The sequence below is a fragment of the Mycobacterium sp. NGS54 genome (assembly GCF_059812465.1).
This window is the reverse complement of the sequence record NZ_JCALCS010000005.1, coordinates 278,595-296,855: the sequence shown is the minus strand read 5'-3', so window position 1 is coordinate 296,855 and position 18,261 is coordinate 278,595. Positions and strand designations below refer to the sequence as shown.

The window sequence follows — 18,261 nt, the reverse complement described above, 5'->3', positions numbered from 1 at the left end:
TTACAGCACCTTTCGTACTGCGGCCTCGATACGGTCGTCGCTGTACAGGAATGCCTGCTCCAGGGGCCGACTGAAGGGCACCGGACAGTTGCGTGATCCCACACGGGCCACTGGCGCACGCAGATCGCCGTGCAACTCCTCGGAGATGACTGCCGAGATGCCTGCGCCCACGCTGAACTGCTCGACCGCTTCATGTACGATCACCGCCCGACCGGTCTTGGCGACCGAACGCAACACTGTTTCGGAGTCGAACGGCGAAACAGTGCGCAAGTCAATGACTTCGACGCCGATTCTCTCCGCAGCCAGCCTGTCGGCAAGCGCCAGCGCCTGTGCGACCGGGCGACCGTAGGTGATGACCGAGACATCGGCCCCCGCGCGCGCGATCCTTGCGGTGCCCAGTGGAATGCGAAAACCGGGTTCCGGAGCAGTCCCCTTGTCCCAATACGTCGGCATGCACTCGAGAAAGATGCAAGGGTCATCGTCGAAGATGCAGGAGAGCAGCAAGCCCTTGACTTCCGCCGGTGTCGACCCTGTGACGACCTTGAGACCCGGGACATGAGCGAACCACGCCTCAGGCATATCGGAATGCTGTCCGCCCGAACCCATTCCGGCGCCGCTCATCGTCCTGATAGTCAGTGGTACGCCCGTCTGTCCGCCCGACATGAACCTGATCTTGGCGGCGTGGTTGACGATCTGGTCCATCGCCACCGACAGGAAGTTGGCCAGCATGATCTCGGCCACTGGTCGCATGCCCGCGATCGCCGCACCGACGGCGGCACCGGCTATAGCCTGCTCGCTGATCGGCGTGCTACGGACCCGCTGATCGCCGTACTTGGTCGACAACCCCGCGGTCACCTTGGCGACACCGCCGCCCTCCCGGTCGGCGACATCCTCGCCAAGGATAAACACCGAATCGTCTGCCGCAAGCGCCTCGTCCATGGCCATGTTGGACGCCTGGGCGAAGGTGATTTCGGCGCTGCTCATACCAGAATCTCCTGCGCGTAGACGTCGCGGCCGAGTTCGGCTTCACAGGGGTATTCGCTGCCGCGGGCGAATTCAATCGCATCATCGATGAGGCGGCCGTTCTCCGCATCGATCGCGTCGAGCACTTCCTCGGTGGCGCAACCTCGATCGACGAGTCTTGCTCGCAACGCCGGAACCGGATCGGCGGCGAGTCGCAGCGCATACTCATCCTGCGGGATGTAGCCTCCGTCGTCACCGAAGAAGTGACCCATGAAGCGGAATGTCTTGGCCTCCAACAGAGTCGGGCCACCACCGGCGCGGGCGCGCGCGGTGGCCTCTGCCGCGACGGCGAACATCGTGTCCGGGTCGTTGCCGTCCACGATCACGCCGGGTATCCCGTAAGCGTCCGCCCGGTCAGCCACGTTGGCGCAGCTGGTGCCGTTGGCGAAGCGCGTGTGCTCTGCGTATTCATTGTTCTGACAGAGGAAGATGACGGGCAGTTTCCACAGTGCGGCGAGATTCAGTGCCTCGTGAAAGGCTCCGATGTTGCTTGCGCCGTCGCCGAAGTTGCTGACTACAACGCGGGACTCGCCACGCAGCTGTGCCGCCAACGCCAAACCGTTGGCGATTGGCAGACCGCTGCCCACGACGCCGGTCGTGAGCATGACACCCGACTGAGGATAGGTAACGTGCATGGGGCCGCCCTTGCCCTTACAGGCACCGTCGACCTTGCCGAAGAACTCGGCGATGAGCGGCCGAAGCGGAACACCCTTGGCGATCTGATCGTGGATTCCCCTGTAGATGGTGACAACGTAGTCCTCTGGTCGTAGCGACTGCGCCGTCGCTGCGGCGACGATCTCCTGACCACGCGGCGAGTAATACGAAAGCGCCAGTTCGCCGGACATCAACAGTCCGCGGATCTTCTCATCGGTCATCTTGATTAATGACGCCATGCGGTAGATGTCCGCCAGCTGCTGCGATGTTGGACTCGTCATGACCGGGCCTCCCCGACGTCAACGCCCGTTCCCAAGTACTGCTTCACTGCGCGGTGCACTTTAGACATCGATTTCTCCTGAATGGTGTTCGCGTGTTGATCCGTTGAATTCCCCGTGACCACGTCCGCCGCGGGTTTGACGTCTCCTGGCGGCAGGCGAGCCGCAAGACGTTCGGCCACAGGCGCTCCTGCGCCGCGAGCAGCAAAGCAGACTGGCAGTAGGCCCGTTTGGAGACGAAGTCGGTGTGACACCGCCGGGGTGCGACGCCGCGATGGGCGCCGAACGCGAAAACCTGACTGGGGCTTCTGATACGTCAGTCATGGGCCCGCCCTCCATGCGCGCTACACCGCACTTCTAGTCAGTGGACACTATACAGCTGAGCTCTGAAGAGGTGAAGCAAACATCTATCTATTTCTTTCGTGCGACGGGCAACCGCGCCACTTCATGCCGGCGATACCCGAAAGGACAGCCGTCGTGTTTGCCGCGAGCCTGCGTTCATCACTCGGACCCGTCCGAGGCGGATTCGCGCTCAGGAGGCGCGAATGCGGATCGGCGCCATGCCCCGCAATGCAATTCGATGGATGACTGGGCGCTGCCACGCCTGATGCCCGACCTGCGGACATTGATCACCGGCCGCGGTAGGGCGATTCATCGACGGCCTAGCTGGAACCTGGGAGGTGTACGCGTACTCCACGCGAGCAGATCGGCTTGCGCGAGACTGCAAATCTCAGGTCACCGCTCCGTGCTGACGGTGCGATTGGCCTTTGCGACGGCCCTCTCTGAGGTGATCCATTCATCGCGCGCCACCGCCAGCGCCACGGGGTCCGGCACCCTACCCGATTACAGTCACGCTCAGAACTCAAACTCGACGGTCGTGCCAAGTTCGGTTTGCTTGCCGACGGTTCCTTTGATACCCGTGCCGACATCGGTGAATCGCATAGCGCGATCGGAAGCCGTCGACACGACGAATTCCCCCTCCGCGGTGCGTATTTCCCACTCGCCGGTGTTCACGACCGCGCCCACACCAGGGACACCAACAGCCAGGGCAGGGCCCAGCGGCACTAGCGGCTGCGCCGAAAAGCCCAGGTTTGGGGTCTCAGCGAGCGCATCGTGACGCGCCCAGATAATCTCGACATCGCTCAACAGCTCCGCGGTGTCGATCTCGAGCCCGCGCAACCCCTGGAGCGTCTCCGCGCACAGACCGAAATAAGCACGCGGACGCAGACTCCCGACGAAATGGGCGACGCGACGCGCATCCCACGAGAACTGCTCGGCCAGCGCGACGACCACGCCGATGCGTTTTAGCCCGGCAATGAGGGGAGTGAACCAAGGCCCTTCCCAATTCGGCAGGGTAATCTGCGCCAGGTCGCCCTTCTTTAGACCGGCTTCGCGCAGGAGTGCAGTCATCCACTCGATATCACGATCGACTTCATCCCATCCGATCTCGAAGTCGCGGAACTCGGTGCCGACCCGACACGAACCGATGCCATAGAGGCTGGCACGCGGAACCGTCACCGACGCCGCTGCCATGGTCGCTCTGCTCATAACTTGCCTCCCGCGCTTTCGTTCATTCCTTGACCACCCTGAGGAACTTCGCCACACTCGTCGAGTGCTTCATCAGCTCGTCAACGGCCATCAGCTCGGCTTCCACCTCGACATCGAGGGCGTTCTTGAGCGTGAGCACCGCGCGGCTATGCAGTTCGTCGATGTCGGCCGTGCGTTCGGGCGCATATCCGATCCGGATGCGCAGAGCACCCATTTCATCGGCGTACTTGACGATCTGGAAGATCGCGTCTGCACATTCGGGTAACGACTCTATGGGCGCCCAAATATCTGACAGGACAAAAGTCTTACCACCGATCCGGATCTGGTCACCAGCCCGGCCCATGACCCAGATTCGTGTATGGGTACAGCCACTGATGGCCGGCTCGCGGCTGACGCGTACGAGATCTTCGGAGCGGAATCGGATATAGGGGGCGGCGTCGTTGTCGAGGTCTGTCGCGATGAGTTCACCCGTCTCGCGCTCGCCCACCGGTACGCCTGTCACCGGATCAACGATCTCGGCCAGCACGGTATCTTCCTGCAGGAAGTAGCCATCGCGTTCATTGCCCTCCCATGCGCCACCTGTGTCGCCTGCGCTTGTCCACGTCACCAAGTGCACCCCCCACTCGTCGCGGACCTTGCGAGCGAGAGTCGCGCTCAGCGGCTGGCCTGCGAACGAGGCGCCTTTGAGTGATGAAAGCATGTCGCGAAGGTCGTACTTCGCCTCGAGCGCCTCAAACTCCATGACGATCGGCATGAACAACTGAAGGTATGCGACCTGATGACGGTTGACGGCGTTCAGGACCCGCTCGCCCTCACCGATCCAGGTGTCGATGTACACCGGCACTAGGCCAAGCAGGCGGTAGTAATCGTCCCAGAACCCACGAAACGCCCCCGGCGCGACCAGCACGCGATCACCCGGCCGCAGCCCGAGCTGCCACAGCGCGCGGGTGGACGTCATGGGCAGCGGCGGTGCCGCATCCCAGATCTCGGGAAGGAATTCGGGCAACGACGTGGTGCCGGAAGTCGAGGTGATGGAGGACAGCTCCGCTCGATCCACGCATAGGATCCCGGCAAAGGGATCACCCGTGCGTTCGCGATACCCCCTGAGATCAGCTTTGCTGAACGTGGGAATCTTGGCGAAGAAGTCGTTTAGGGATCGGATGTCGCTCGGTTGCACGCCAGCGCCGCCCCAATGTTCGCGATAGAAACCGGACCGCTCCCACACATACGGCACAAGTTCGAGGATGCGCCGCTCCTGCCACGCATGGATCTCCTCGCGGCTTGCCGTCTCGATCCCGGGCTCATAGAAGTAGCGGCCCATGTCGTCGCCCGGGAACGACGCGTTGAACGGTGCCAGCGGGCTCTCGGTCGGACTCGCCACGATTCTCCTCGAGTTCGGCGTTAGTAATCAAGGTGCGCTGCTATCGCCGTAGCACCTACAGTACATCGTAACGTGATTGCGGACACGTTCTATACTGGTAGATAGTTTCGTACATTAAGGCCGCGTCCCGGGCCCTCGCCCCGCCCAGTCGCAGGAGTGGAGACCAATGCCAAGCATGACTCTCCCCGTCGGCTGCGGCCTTCGCTGTGAGGGCATGAGCGGGCGGTCGTTCTGGCGATTCGATAGGGGCACGGATGGATTTCGATGAGGTCGCGACCACCACACGGGCGGTACGCAAACGGCTCGATCTACATCGTGCCGTCGAGCCGGCTGTGCTCCATGAGTGCCTTCAGATCGCCCTGCAAGCTCCGACCGGAACGAACATCCAACTCTGGCGGTTCATAGTCGTGAACGACCCTGAAAAGCGGCGCGAGATCGCGAAATACTACCGCGAGGGTTGGCGCTCCGAGTACGAAAGCATTGACTCATTCGTTGACGGCCTGCCAACCGAGAGACAGGACCAACAACGCCGCGTGTACTCGTCTGCCGATTACCTGGCCGACCATCTGGCTGAGGTCCCCGTGTTGGTCATCGCGTGCCTGAAGGGTCGTTTGCAGCCCGGCGCTCCCATCTCGCAGTGGTCGGGGTACTTGGGCTCGGTGATCCCGGCGATCTGGTCACTTCAGCTGGCGTTGCGCAGCCGCGGCCTGGGATCCGTGTTCACCACTGTGCATCTGAAGTACGAGAACGAAGTCGCAGCACTACTCGACATACCCGACAATGTCGCCCAAGTCGCACTCTTGGCAGTCGCATACACCAAGGGCACATTCGCCCGCGCAAAGAACCGATCACCCAAGAAGGTGACTTCGTGGAATTCTTGGGGAAACCAACCGCCTTCAGATTTCTCCTGAGTTACCAGCGCGCACACTGGCCGCACGCACGAGGATCCCCATCGAGCTCCGGAGATGGACTGTCGCCGGTTCCCGTTGAGTGGGGCTCGGCTGCGCATGTAGGAACCGCTGGTCGCGTTGGCCACCTCGCCGGTGATATGCCCCCTTGCGGCCCAGCCAAGGACGCGATCGCCTCGCGACATCATCAGAAAGAGTCCATCGGTCGGTTAGCTTCCGGCCTCGAAAGCAATTCGGGATGGTCGTCAATCAATTTGGCGCCCCGAACCATTCCCATCGCGACGGTGGGCGGATACCGCGAGGCCCGCCCTCATGCGCGAGGCTACCTGTCAGCGTGTTGAGAGCACTTGCGACGTGCAGTGGCTTGTCCAATACCAGGACCCGCTGACGCCGTGACGAGCGCAACAGCGCCACGGAACTCGTTGCTCACACAGGTCTCCGTCATCCCCGGCCCAGGTGGTTGGCAAAAGCAGTCCACGTTGTCAACGACACCTGGGCGACCTCCTTTTGGAACGTGCCCACCACTGCCGCGCTTGTCGTGAGCAGGCGATCGTCATCCAGTCAGGAGCTCAAGTCCGTTGTCGCGCAGGAAGTGCTTACGCGCGGCGTCGCCCAATCCTTCTACCAGGTTGAACATTTCGCCCGGTTCACGCAGGCCTTCGGCATGGGGCCAGTCCGATCCCATCACAAGCGCGTCGGTTCCACCGAGTTGACTGGCGATGGCGACCGTATCGTCTTCAGGGTACGGAACAACACGAACGTGCTTCTTGAAGATCGCACTCGGACGCTCCGTCAACGGACCGCCCAGCCATTTGCCCAGCCGTGCCATCCCCCGACTCTTATCCATATGGCGGACAAAGTGTGGCACCCAAGCGGCACCGTACTCGCTGACCAACACCCGAATGTTGGGGAAGCGACCGAACAGGTTGTCAAAGATGAGTGCAGACAACGTGTCGGTTATCGGCCGCTCGCCATACGTGTTCTGCCACTGCCACGCGGAGAACTGGAAAGGCGGGCCAACTTGCCAACCCCAATGCGAGGCCACATTCTCTTGATAGTGAAACTCGGTGATGTGGTAGCAGACAACGGCTTTCGCCTCGTTGATCCGGGACCAAAACGGATCGAAGTACGGGTCTCCCGGACTGCGGCCATACGCTGGGCCAGCGGGCAGAAGAATGAACTTCGCTCCCTGGTTAAGCACACGGTCTAGCTCGGCCACGGCCCTATCCAGGTCGCGCAGGGACAACACCGCCGTGGCGTACACGCTGTCCTTGTAGTGGAAGCCCCAATCCTCGTCGATCCACTTGTTGTAGGACGTGAGGTTGTCGTACAGCGGATCGATGCCGTCAAGGAACGCCTCGGCCATCAACGCCCAGCCGGGATAGAGAATCGTCTTCTCGATCTGCTGCTCAATGAGCTGGCGCAACCGCACATCCCTATCCAGGTACTCCGGCTGAATCGGCTCAAAAAACCGCTCCGCGTCAGAGGCGTTCCCTGATGCTCTCTGCCGGAGCATTTCGACGAGCGAGCCCGGGAGGTACGCCATATCGCTTTGCTCACGTTCCAAACCCGTGACAACCCGATCATTGGCCAACAACACCTGCTGACCGCTCGGAGTCTTGACCGGGTAGATCGAGGTGTCGAGCTTAGCCTTGGGCATGTGCCTTGTGAAGCAGTCATGCGGCTCGTAGAGATGTTGATCGTAATCAATTAACCTGTAAGGCAATTGGCCGATAGTGTTCTCGATCATGGTAGTCCTTCGATCTGGATGTAGCTGGTTGCTGGAGGGTGAAGCTTGGAGGCTGTGCGTTATCGCGAAAGTATCGATACTGCTGAAGCGCCCGGCGCGCCATAGAGATGCGTATAGCCGACCCTGGGATTGTTGGGAACCTGGCGCTCCCCGGCGCGACCCTGCAGCTGTAGCACGATCTCACGGATCTGCCGGAGACCCGATGCACCGACCGGTTCACCGTTGGCCATCAATCCGCCATCGGTATTGACTGGCAGACGCCCACCGATCTCAGTGACACCCTCGCTGATCCATTTCTCTTGCTCCCCGTCAACGCAGAACCCGTTCTCGGCCATATGGATCAGCTCCGAACCGGCGTCGGTGTCCTGTAGCTGCGCGACGTCGACATCGTCGGGCCCAATTCCCGCTTCGTCAAAGGCCGCCCGCGAGGCATAGACAGTCGGACTGTGGTCGGACTTCAGCGGCATCGACGGGCTCTGTACTTCGAACGCGCCGTCAGTCCGGGTTCGAAGTACCGACGACCTCACGAAAACTGGTGTATCCGTGTACTTCTTGGCGAGATCGCCGCGGCACACGACCACCGCGGCCGCCCCCTCATCGGGGCCGCAGTACATAAGCCGGGTGAGCGGATAGTTGACGACTTCGGAGGCCAGAATCTCTTCGGCCGACACCTGCTTACGCCGCCAAGCATCTGGATTGATCGCACCGTTAGCGAAGTTCTTGGCGGCGATACGTGCCAGAGACTCGACGGAGATGCCGTGTTCGTACATGTAGCGATTGATCTTGGTGCCAAAGAACTGCGTCGTCATGAACAGTCCGGTACGTCCATACCAGCTGGGCAGCCCGACTATTGATGGATCGGCGGCGAACGCGCCGCGCGGGTGCTTGTCCATGCCGATGGCCATGGCGATGTCGGCCTGCCCGTGACGCACTGCCTCGACAGCCATCTGCAGTGCCGTACCGCCGGTGGCGCATCCGTTGAACACCCCGCGAACCGGGATGCCCGTCAGCCCGAGCCAGCCGACCACTGCATCCGGGCTGGCTACCTCGAAGCTACCCACGTATGCGCGCTGGACGCCCGACCATGGAATACCTGCATCACCAAGGGCTTGCTGGGCCGCCTCTGCCCCCATTTGTAAGCAGAGTTTGTCTCCGTACCGGCCGAACGGGTGCAGCCCGACCCCAATAATCGCGACGTCAGTCATTAGAGTTCCCTTCCACCGGGGCAAATGCGAATGTCAGGACCTCAGTGCCGTCCGAACGGGTGGTGTACGGAACGATTCGCAGTTCCATTTCCTGGCCAATGCGCAGCTGCGAAGGGTCAGACACCGTGAATCGGGATTGCACAAAAAGCTGTCCATCCAACTCGACGTAGCCGATTGCAAATGGCTGGAATGTGTCAGCAGTGTCGTTACCGTCGTAGGGTGGCGACGGCGGCCGGAACTCTTGGGTCGTAAACCCCCAGAGCTTTCCACGCCGATGCAGAAGGACGGTCGGGTCGCCCGGCCGCGCCGGAAACGAGACGACGCCGTCGCGCTCCGACCCAATAAGTTGCGGCTCATCCGAGGGCCAAGTGAAGAGACCCTCTGCCACGAGCTCAGTTTCAAACTCTGATGGCATCTCTGGTCAGACTCCCGCGGTTTTGGGGGTGAATTTGATCGGCAGGTGATTGGCCACACGCACCGAGACGTTGTCGAACCTGAGTTCCTTGGGGTCGGTGGTGAAATCGGGTGCGCGAGCGAGGAGTTCCTCGACTGCGATCCGGATCTCCAGTCGGGCCAAGTGCGATCCAAGGCACCTATGCGCACCGCTCGCGAACACAATGTGGTTCGTGCGGCCACGATCGAAGTCGACACGAAGAGGATCCTCGTGGAAGGTCGGATCGACGTTCGCCGCTGACCACAGCGTATGAATCGTCTCGCCGGCTTTCACGATGAGCCCGTCCCCGAGGTCGATGTCCTCACAGGGATACCGAAGCCCGGAGGGCACCGGAGACTCGTACCGCAAGATCTCCTCGGTCGCTGCGGGAATCAGCGAAGGATCAGCGACAAGTCGATCCCGCTCCTCGGGATGTTGTCCAAGCCAGGCGAATACGCACGACAGTGACGCTGTGACGGTATCCAGGCCCGCAAACATGAACAAGAAGAGGATCCGCAACAGAAGGTCATCTGTGACGGGTTCACCATCGACTTCCGTCCGGATCAAGTTGGAGATGACGTCGTTTCTACCTTCGAGATCCTGGCGACGCTCCGCGAGGAAAGTAACGAAGTACTGAAGCAGCTTGGTACCCGCCTCAAGCATGTTCACATTCATTTCCTCAAGGGTCTCCCCCTCCGGGTGGAGGACGCCGTCCTTGAACGAGATGAAAAAGTCAAGGTCCGACACCGGGGCGCCGACGAGGCGAAGGAACGTCAGTGACGGCAGTGGGACACAAAAGGCATCGTGCAGCTCGGCAAAGCCGTCTGCCGCGAACTGATCGAGGAGTTCGCCGGCCAGCGCGCGCACTGACTCGCCCAGCTCTGCCATTTTCTTGGGCGAGAACATGGGATCGAGTACACGACGCCACTTCCTGTGCTCTTCGCCGTCCACTTCCAGCGGAATCAACGGACTGCCGGTGGCGAACATGCGCTTCGGGGCAGCGCCCATTCCGAGGACGGCGGGATGGCGGTTGATCTTGACAATATCCTCGTGGCGATACAGCACGTGAACGCCATCCAGGTATTCGTGGCGGACGTCGCCGGCCTTCGCTGCGAAGTATTCTTGCGGCGAGGCCATGGACTTGACGTGGATCGTGATGGGCGACAACCGGGGATCATAGTCTTTGAATTGCGTCATCAGAACCTCGCTGACAGTCTCGAACCTACAGCCGGACAATTATGGTTTTTCAAGGTCACGGCCGCCTTTCGACGGCTGCTTCAGTAACACCTACGAACTCGACCATTACTCCCTGAGGGTCGCTGAAGAAGGATGCATCGATACCTTCCCTCGGGGTATCAGGCAGTGGCACCCACGCCGGGTCCGACGCCTCGATGTGGCTCGCGCGCGCTGCCTTCACCGCCGCCTCAATATCGTCAACTGCGAGCGCAATACGGAAAAGACCGCGAGCATTGGCGGTCCGTCCGGCATCGCGCTCAGATGACGATGTCGTCAGCTGAAGGGAGAAGTCAGCGCCGCCAGGCAGTCGCAACGCTTGAATCTCGACAGCCCGGCCGGGTCCTGCCGCGCTTTGCCACGTCGCGTTTCTGCGACCGCCTCTTGGCGTGAAGCCGATGGTCTCGTAGAACGCCACTGATCTTCCGATATCATGAGTGTTGATACGCGCGTAGGAGAACTCAGGAGCTTCCACTGTTGGATCGGCGACCAACTCAACGTGGACACCGTCCGGATCCACAACGGTCGCTGCCACCAGTTGCTCACCATCGTTCCCCAGCAAACGCCTTGTGCGGGGCGATGATTGGAGCAATGGATGCGCGGTCGGAACCAGGAATCCAATCGCTGCGATGCCGAGCGCTTCGTGATCGACCGCACCATAATCGACGGTCGGCGGGGTAAGCCACTCAACGATCTCAAGGGCAAGCGCACGCCTGCCGCCTCTGTGGTCGAATGCAAAACGTGCGTTGACCTCGGTTGGGTGGTCGAAGCCCATTCCACGCGTGTTCTCGATGCGCGACAACGTCTTCATGCCAACTCGCAAGCCGAGCTGCGACGTATACCAGTTCACCGACGCATCGGGTAAAGCGGTGTTGAGGTTTACATGGAGAAAGCGGGTCGCCTGCACCGCAACTTGCGCGTTGATCACGAATCACTCCGTGGGATCACGCCGACATACAGCACAAGTCCGTTCACCAGGTTCCCTCGATCAACTTCAAGGCGTTCTCCCTGAGAACCAACTTGATCGTCTGCTCAGACTGATTCTTGAGCAGAGGCACGAAGTCAGCGGGCTCGGCGAGTCCTTCCGCATGCGGATAGTCGGATCCCAAAAGCACAGCCTCTGCACCGATTTCAGCGATCAACACGTCAAGGTCGTCTTCGGGGAACGGCGTGATCCGCACGTGTTCCTTGAAGATGTCACTCGGCCGACCGGCGACACGTCCGCCAAGCCACGGGCCATTGCGGCCCATCCCCTTCTTCTTGTCCATCGTGTGAAGGAGGTACGGAACCCATGCGGAGCCGTTCTCGATGCTCATCACGCGCAACCCCGGGAACCTGCCAAACAGGTTGTGGAAGATCAGTGCGGCGACGGTATCCATGATCGGTCGTTCGACCATGAAGTTGCACCACTGGAATGCGGATGCGCGGTAAGCACTGGGATTGGCCGCTTCACCCCACGCAGCGGAGAACAACTCATTGTAACCAGCCTCACCCACGTGGAAGATCACCGAAACCTTGGCTTCCTCCAAGCGCGCCCAGACAGGATCGAAGTCTGGGTGGGCCGGCGAACGTCCCGCAACGGGACCTGGCTTCATCGACACGAAGCGTGCGCCGTGAGCCAGCGCCTCGTCGACCTGACGCACGGCCTCGTCGACATCGAGCAGCGACACCATGGCCGGGCAGTAGATCCGGTCCTGATAGGCGAAACCCCACATCTCCCGAATCCAGCGATTCAAGGCATCCAGGTTTGCGTAAGTGGCCGCGGGGTTGTCCTTCACAAAGTGTTCGACAGTGACGCCAAGGGTCGGCAACATGACCGATGCCTGCACCCCTTGGTTGTTCATAACAGCGATGCGAGCATCGCGGTTCTGCCAGGAGGGATGCATCGGAGTGAATGCTGAGCTTCCTTCGAAATCAGGGTGCCGCGGCCCGACATTTTCATCATTGTCCGGCGGAATTTCGCGGTACCGAGACCGCAACATCTCGGCGAGAGCCCCCGGCTTCACCTGAATGTCCTCGAATGGCTTCTCCAGGTAGGTGAATCGCCTCCCTGCGATGAAGTACTGCTCCTCGCCGTCAACATCCTCAGAGTGGAAGATTAAGTCCTTCGCACCTGGATCGGCATACGTACTGAAGCAATCTCGTGGCTCGTAAAAGTGATTGTCGGCGTCAACCATTGCGAACCCAAGGCTCGCCGGGTCGGCGAGGATGCTGTCATTCATGTGACGTTTTCCCTCTCGTCAAGACAAACTTGGGCTGCCGCCAAGCACCACACTGAGGGCTGGCTGATTTCTAGTATGTCACATCAGCTTTACTACGTACAGTAGATTTGGTGAGCTCGTGGTTGCAATGTTCGGAGCCCGCCGCACGATTGCGATCGGCCTAGGCCTGACACCGCACGACGACGCGTCCGCTCACATCCCCCGCAAGGATGGCGTCCAGAGCGCCCTCGAGCTCTTCTAGCGCTATTTCAGGCGCGCTGATCGCGTCCAAGCGGGCGGGGCGTAGGTCCGTTGCGAGTCTGGCCCAGATATTGCGGCGCCGTTCGATGTCGAGTTGAACGGAGTCCATGCCCGCCAGCGTCACACCGCGCATGATGAAGGGAAACACCGTGGTGGGCAGGTTGAAGCCACCAGTCAGACCGCTCGCCAGAACGACACCACCCAGGTCCATCTCCGATAGCACATTGGCTAGGGTGGTGCCGCCGACACAATCCACAGCGCCCGCCCAACGTGGGCGACGCAGTGGTTTGTCGGCGTCGCGACCGAAGCGGTCTCGACCCAGCACTTCCACCGCTCCCAACTGACGTAGGAGAGCCTCGGAGCTGGCCTTTCCCGTCGTAGCGGTGACAGCGTATCCACGGTCCGCAAGGATGGCGACGGCGCAGCTTCCGACACCACCGCTCGCACCGGTGACGACCACGGGGCCAGAATCAGGCGTGATGCCATGTTCTTCCAGCGCCACAACCGATATCGCCGCGGTAAAGCCGGCCGTCCCGATCACCATCGCATCTCGCGGGCTTAGACCTTCGGGCAATGCGACGAGCCAATCAGCTGGAACCCTGGCTTGGCCTGCGTATCCCCCGTGACGAGCGGTGCCGATACCGTACCCGTGGGCCAAGACGAGGTCCCCCGCACGAAACCGATCGTCCGATGACTCGACCACTGCCCCGGCGAGGTCGATCCCGGGAATGAGCGGAGAGATAGCCGCCACCTGCCCATTCGGGATGGTCGCTAGGCCATCCTTGTAGTTGACGCTCGAATATTGGACATCGATCAGGACGCCATCAGCCGGCAAGTCGTCCGCCGTCAGGCGCTCCAGCCTGCGCAGAACCCGGCCGCCCTCACGTGTAGCTGTGAGAGCGGAGAACGATTTAGTCATGGTCAGAGTCACTCCTCGCCGAGATGGGGGTTCGCCGAAGCGCCCGTCCACTGGTTCCTGGGGCCGCAAACCTAGACGCGCTCCTGGCCCCGAAATCTCCGGGGCGAAGGAACACTAACATGCTAGTAGCTGACTAGTATTACAGAATCCAATGCTTCAGTTCTCCACGAGCGAGTCGAACCGAGTTCCTGCCAGTTAGGAAGATTGATGCCGACCAAGAGCCTTGAGCGACAGCAGGACAACGGTTCCTGATGACCAAGTCCAGTGAGGAATCAAGGTCCAAGGGGCGGCGCCCCGCTCGCCTAATCGAGACGCTACCGCCTTCTGTTGTACGGAGACCCGGACGGCAGGTCCGGGCTGCCGTAGTGGCCTCCGACTACATCCGCACACTGATCTTCGACGGCATACTGCGCGCCGGTGACCAGCTCCCCATTGATCAAATCGCAGAGATCCTAGAGGTGAGTCGCCAACCGGTCCGCGACGCAGTCCTCGAGCTCGAACACGACGGATTAGTGGTAGCACAGGCTAAGAGCGGAACCTATGTGCAACCAGTGGATGCCGACCTCTTGCGCGAAGATGCCGAGCTCCACGGCCGCCTCCACGGCTATGCGCTCCGCCTCATAGTCGCGGCCAATTACAAGCCCGCGCTAGATCGCCTTCGAGCCGTTGACGAAGCTATGGCAAATGCCAACAGCCGCGACGACCTGGTGACGGCAGCGAACGATTACATGTACGTCCTCGACCAGGCTGGCCCCTATCGTCGACTTCGAGCTGTGCTGCACAGCATGAGCCGGTTCATTCCGCCGATGTATTTCGTCGAATCGGTCGAGGGCGCAGTGGAGTTGATCGAGGAGGCGAGGACCAGGGTGTTGCAGGTGGCTTTCGGCCGCGGCCCGTATGCGGCGGACCGCGCAGGCGACGCGCAGACCGCGATGTGGCGACAGTGCGGCGAGCTGTTGATTGCGCATCTCGACGCCAAGGGAGTGCTGGCCGCCGATCCTGAGAACTAATATGTTAGATTCCTGAAGTCGTCTGCTTCTTCGTCTCGTCGGAGGCCTACATATGTCCCCCACTTTGCCAAGCGATCGTCAGCACTTCGATGTCGGAGAACGCAATTCGGAACAAACCGCATCGCCACTGCGCGGCAAGGTCGTAGCAATCACCGGGGGCAATGCGGGTATTGGATTGGCGCTGGCACGGGGTGTGGCGCAGGCCGGCGCGGACGTAGCGATCCTCGCGCGACGACCAGAGGCCAACGAACGCGCGTGTGCGGAACTCGAGAGTTTTGGCGTCTCTGCTGCGTCATCGCAATGCGATGTCGCACTCGAAGATGATGTCGTCAACGCCTTCCAAGCAGTTGCTGAACGATTTGGCCGACTCGACAGTGTGTTCGCCAACGCCGGCATCTTCGCCCGAGCTCGTTTGATCGACACAAGCCTCGCTGAGTGGCGCCGTGTGCAATCCATCAACCTCGACGGGGTATTCCTCACGCTCCGCGAAGGGGCTCGCCATATGGTCGCATTCGGGAACGGTGGCGCTCTGGTCGCCGTCGGTTCGACGTCCATGACATTCGGGGCTCCCCGTTCGCCGAGTTACGCGGCGGCGAAGGCTGGCCTCGTGGGCTTGGTCCGCTCGGCGGCGATCGATCTCGCGGCTGACCGAATCCGAGTCAATGCCTTGGTTCCCGGATGGTCTGATACCGACATGCTCGATATGGGCAAGCAAAACGAGCGGTTCGTCAACGCCACGATTGCGCGCACGCCCGCTGGACGCTGGGGAACCGCCGGCGACTTCGCGGCGCCCGCAGTCTTTCTCGCCGATCCGACGTTGATCTTCCACACCGGCGATGCCGTCGTGGTCGACGGCGGCTACTCGGTGTTCTGATCTCACGTCTCCAGCGTCTGATCGTTGATGTATCCAACCAAGCTGCAGCACGAAAAGCCCCGTCAGCTACACCGAACGGCAGGCAATCGATGAACTACATGCCCGATGAAAGTGCAGAATCGCTTCGCGAGATCATTCATGCTTTCCTCGCCAAATTCTCTACCGAACAAGACGTTCGAAATCTGATGGGCACCAGCCCGGGATACGACGCGCCGGTCTGGCATCGCCTCTCGACAGAATTAGGTCTCACAGGACTCGCGATACCTGAGGAACACGGTGGAAGCGGTGCGGGTCCCGTGGAGGTGGGAATTGCATTTGAAGAGATGGGGCGGAAGCTCTTCTGTGCACCCTTCTTATCTACCGTTGGGCTGGTGGCCACGGCGATCGTCGAGTCCGGCAATTCCGAAGCCTGCAGGGATTTCCTACCTGCGATCGTGAGTGGCGATCGCACCGCCACTTTGGTTTGGGAGGGGCCGTCGCCCACCAAGTCTCAGTTGAGAATTCAGCACAAGAATGCCGGATGGACAGTGAGCGGTCGTGTCCCTGTCGCCGTCGAGGCAACCGCCGCGGATTTCGTACTGGTTGCGGGAGCTTCCGCTGATGGTCCTGTTGTCGGCGTCGTCGAGTCGACAGCGCCTGGCCTCGCTATCGAGTCACTGACGCCGCTCGATCAGACACGACCATTGGCTAGCGTGCAATTCAACGCGACGCCGGTGCGCCTCGTCTGCTCTGGTGACGACGCAATTCGATCGATGACCCGGACATACGACTTGGCGCTGCTCTACGTTGCGGCGGAGCAACTAGGTGCCTCGGCGCGGCAGCTGGAGTTGGCAGTCGAATATGCCAAAACCAGAACACAATTCGGCCGTGCAATTGGCTCATTCCAGGCGATCAAACACCGGTGCGCGGACATGCTGGTAGCCGTTGAGAGTGCGCGATCCGTTGTGTACCACGGACTGTGGATGGCCGCAAACTACGGCCCTGCGGACAGTAATCTGGTGTCGCAGTCAGCGAGTCTCGCGAAAGCTGTAGCCTCAGAGTGCTGCCGCATGGTTGCACTACAGACGCTCCAGATTCATGGCGGCATCGGGTTCACATGGGAGCACTCGGCCCACCTTTACGTAAAGCGGGCCAAGTCGACCCAGCTGCTGTTCGGCTCGCCCTCGTATCACCGTGCGCGGCTCGCAGGGCTGCTCGGTATTGGACATCCTGACCAGACGGAGCGGTCCATCGGAGCCGGCGATGGACAGACCCCGGTCATGGAGGATCAAACACAGGACCACACGGACACCGAAGCGCTCGCCCAGGCCGTCGCCGACTTCCTCGGCAAGTATCCCGTCCCCCACCCGGATGACCGCATGGGCGATCGGAAGATGCGTGAGGCCCGATTCGACGCCGGTTTGGCCCTCGTCAGCCTGCCGGAGGGACTAGGAGGTCGTAGCCTCGACCCGACCATGCAGCAGGTCGTCGATAACGCGTTTGCAGCGGCCGGCGCCGACGACCACGAGGGCCGCAATACCATCGGATTGGGAATGGCCCTCCCCACGATTGCAGAGCACGGAACAGCGGAACAGAAAGCCCGCTACCTGCGTCCCTGCTTCTCCGGAGAAGAGATTTGGTGTCAGCTCTTTTCCGAGCCCGGTGCCGGATCTGACCTGGCTTCCCTCTCCACAAGGGCAGTGCTCAACGGCGACGCGTACCTCGTCAACGGCCAGAAGGTCTGGACATCGTTGGGTCACGTCGCCTCCTGGGCGATCTTGTTGGCGCGCACTGACGTTGCAGCTCCGAAGCACAGGGGTCTGACCTATTTTCTGGTCGACATGCGGTCGCCGGGCGTCGAGGTCCGACCGCTACGGCAGATCACCGGAGAAGCCGAGTTCAACGAGGTCTACCTCACCGACGTACGCATTCCAGTCGCGAACGTTCTTGGTCGGGTCAACGACGGGTGGCGGGTTGCCATGACAACTCTCGCCAATGAGCGAGTGGCGCTCGGCGCGCGAATCATCGAACGAGGCACCGGCCCGATCAGGCAGCTTCTGGACATCTACGGCTCAGCTCTGGCCAGAGAGGATGTCGGCGAGGAAGCGCTGGATAGGGTGATGCTCCTGTGGTCCCGCGCCGAAGCGGCGCGACTCACCAACATTCGCGCCAGTCGACCGCGCGACCAGGGTCCGGGGCCTGAGGGTTCTATCGCCAAGTTGCAAATGGCTGAGCTCAATCAGGCAATTTACGAGTGCTGTGTCGACCTCTGCGGATCTGACGGGCTGCAGATCGATGGATACGACTATGTGGCCCCGGAGTACGCGACGCCACAGGGTCGGGGTGATGTTCGCAAGGTGTGGTTGCGGTCTTTGGCCAACTCAATCGAGGGTGGAACCTCGGAGATCATGCGCAACATCCTCGGCGAGCGAATTCTCGGGCTGCCGCCTGAACCACGGCTGGACAAGAACACCGCGTGGATCGATTCCAATCGCAGCTGAGATTCGATTCGGTCACCCGACGCGGCCACCAATGCGACCCCCGGCACACTCATTCCGACGGAGATCGAACTGCGTCATACATCCGTCACGGCAGCTGCCCGCA

General features: G+C 61.2%; 15 protein-coding genes. 4 read left to right on the top strand and 11 right to left on the bottom strand.

What is annotated here, in order from left to right:
- From AC5Y5E_RS17320 to AC5Y5E_RS17305, 4 genes are all read right to left on the bottom strand, one after another.
- On the bottom strand, nt 1–984 hold the full coding sequence (locus AC5Y5E_RS17320) for an alpha-ketoacid dehydrogenase subunit beta (RefSeq protein WP_067921608.1): 984 nt from the start codon (nt 982–984) through the stop codon (nt 1–3).
- Nucleotides 981–1,958 (bottom strand): thiamine pyrophosphate-dependent dehydrogenase E1 component subunit alpha, encoded by a 978-nt coding sequence (locus AC5Y5E_RS17315; RefSeq protein ID WP_067921611.1) that lies wholly within the window; start codon nt 1,956–1,958, stop codon nt 981–983. The genes AC5Y5E_RS17320 and AC5Y5E_RS17315 overlap by 4 nt, the downstream gene beginning before the upstream one ends.
- Nucleotides 1,959–2,810: 852 nt before the next feature.
- Complete coding sequence (locus AC5Y5E_RS17310; RefSeq protein ID WP_499904041.1) at nt 2,811–3,488, bottom strand: hypothetical protein; 678 nt, start codon at nt 3,486–3,488, stop codon at nt 2,811–2,813.
- A gap of 37 nt (nt 3,489–3,525) precedes the next feature.
- Nucleotides 3,526–4,884: a phenylacetate--CoA ligase family protein gene (locus AC5Y5E_RS17305; protein ID WP_499904040.1), complete on the bottom strand. Its 1,359-nt coding sequence runs from the start codon at nt 4,882–4,884 to the stop codon at nt 3,526–3,528.
- A gap of 254 nt (nt 4,885–5,138) precedes the next feature.
- Between AC5Y5E_RS17305 and AC5Y5E_RS17300 the strand changes: the two genes are divergently transcribed.
- The gene (locus AC5Y5E_RS17300; RefSeq protein ID WP_499904039.1) at nt 5,139–5,795 is read left to right on the top strand and encodes a nitroreductase family protein; all 657 of its coding nucleotides are present in this window, start codon (nt 5,139–5,141) and stop codon (nt 5,793–5,795) included.
- A 550-nt stretch (nt 5,796–6,345) separates the two neighbouring features.
- On the opposite strand, the gene AC5Y5E_RS17295 is transcribed toward AC5Y5E_RS17300, so the two are convergent.
- The 7 genes from AC5Y5E_RS17295 to AC5Y5E_RS17265 form a co-directional block, all read right to left on the bottom strand.
- A complete protein-coding gene (locus AC5Y5E_RS17295) occupies nt 6,346–7,542 on the bottom strand; it encodes an amidohydrolase family protein (protein ID WP_068051591.1) in 1,197 nt (398 codons plus the stop codon).
- A gap of 59 nt (nt 7,543–7,601) precedes the next feature.
- Complete coding sequence (locus AC5Y5E_RS17290) at nt 7,602–8,747, bottom strand: thiolase family protein (protein WP_067921623.1); 1,146 nt, start codon at nt 8,745–8,747, stop codon at nt 7,602–7,604.
- Complete coding sequence (locus AC5Y5E_RS17285) at nt 8,740–9,135, bottom strand: Zn-ribbon domain-containing OB-fold protein (RefSeq protein ID WP_369828961.1); 396 nt, start codon at nt 9,133–9,135, stop codon at nt 8,740–8,742. Before AC5Y5E_RS17285 ends, AC5Y5E_RS17290 begins: the two co-directional genes overlap by 8 nt.
- A 33-nt stretch (nt 9,136–9,168) precedes the next feature.
- Complete coding sequence (locus AC5Y5E_RS17280) at nt 9,169–10,377, bottom strand: cytochrome P450 (protein ID WP_067921700.1); 1,209 nt, start codon at nt 10,375–10,377, stop codon at nt 9,169–9,171.
- A gap of 55 nt (nt 10,378–10,432) precedes the next feature.
- On the bottom strand, nt 10,433–11,341 hold the full coding sequence (locus AC5Y5E_RS17275; RefSeq protein ID WP_426628997.1) for a VOC family protein: 909 nt from the start codon (nt 11,339–11,341) through the stop codon (nt 10,433–10,435).
- A gap of 43 nt (nt 11,342–11,384) precedes the next feature.
- Nucleotides 11,385–12,635 carry an amidohydrolase family protein gene (locus AC5Y5E_RS17270; protein ID WP_499904038.1) on the bottom strand — a complete coding sequence of 417 codons (1,251 nt, stop codon included), beginning with the start codon at nt 12,633–12,635 and terminating at the stop codon, nt 11,385–11,387.
- 160 nt (nt 12,636–12,795) lie between these two features.
- Entirely contained in the window at nt 12,796–13,794 is a 999-nt protein-coding gene (locus AC5Y5E_RS17265; protein WP_083169644.1) for an acrylyl-CoA reductase family protein, read from the bottom strand.
- A 365-nt stretch (nt 13,795–14,159) separates the two neighbouring features.
- Between AC5Y5E_RS17265 and AC5Y5E_RS17260 the strand changes: the two genes are divergently transcribed.
- The 3 genes from AC5Y5E_RS17260 (at nt 14,160) to AC5Y5E_RS17250 (ending at nt 18,158) form a co-directional block, all read left to right on the top strand.
- Complete coding sequence (locus AC5Y5E_RS17260; protein WP_499904037.1) at nt 14,160–14,804, top strand: GntR family transcriptional regulator; 645 nt, start codon at nt 14,160–14,162, stop codon at nt 14,802–14,804.
- A gap of 52 nt (nt 14,805–14,856) precedes the next feature.
- The gene (locus AC5Y5E_RS17255) at nt 14,857–15,678 is read left to right on the top strand and encodes an SDR family NAD(P)-dependent oxidoreductase (RefSeq protein ID WP_499904036.1); all 822 of its coding nucleotides are present in this window, start codon (nt 14,857–14,859) and stop codon (nt 15,676–15,678) included.
- A gap of 89 nt (nt 15,679–15,767) precedes the next feature.
- The gene (locus AC5Y5E_RS17250; RefSeq protein WP_499904035.1) at nt 15,768–18,158 is read left to right on the top strand and encodes an acyl-CoA dehydrogenase family protein; all 2,391 of its coding nucleotides are present in this window, start codon (nt 15,768–15,770) and stop codon (nt 18,156–18,158) included.
- Nucleotides 18,159–18,261: the final 103 nt, after the last annotated feature.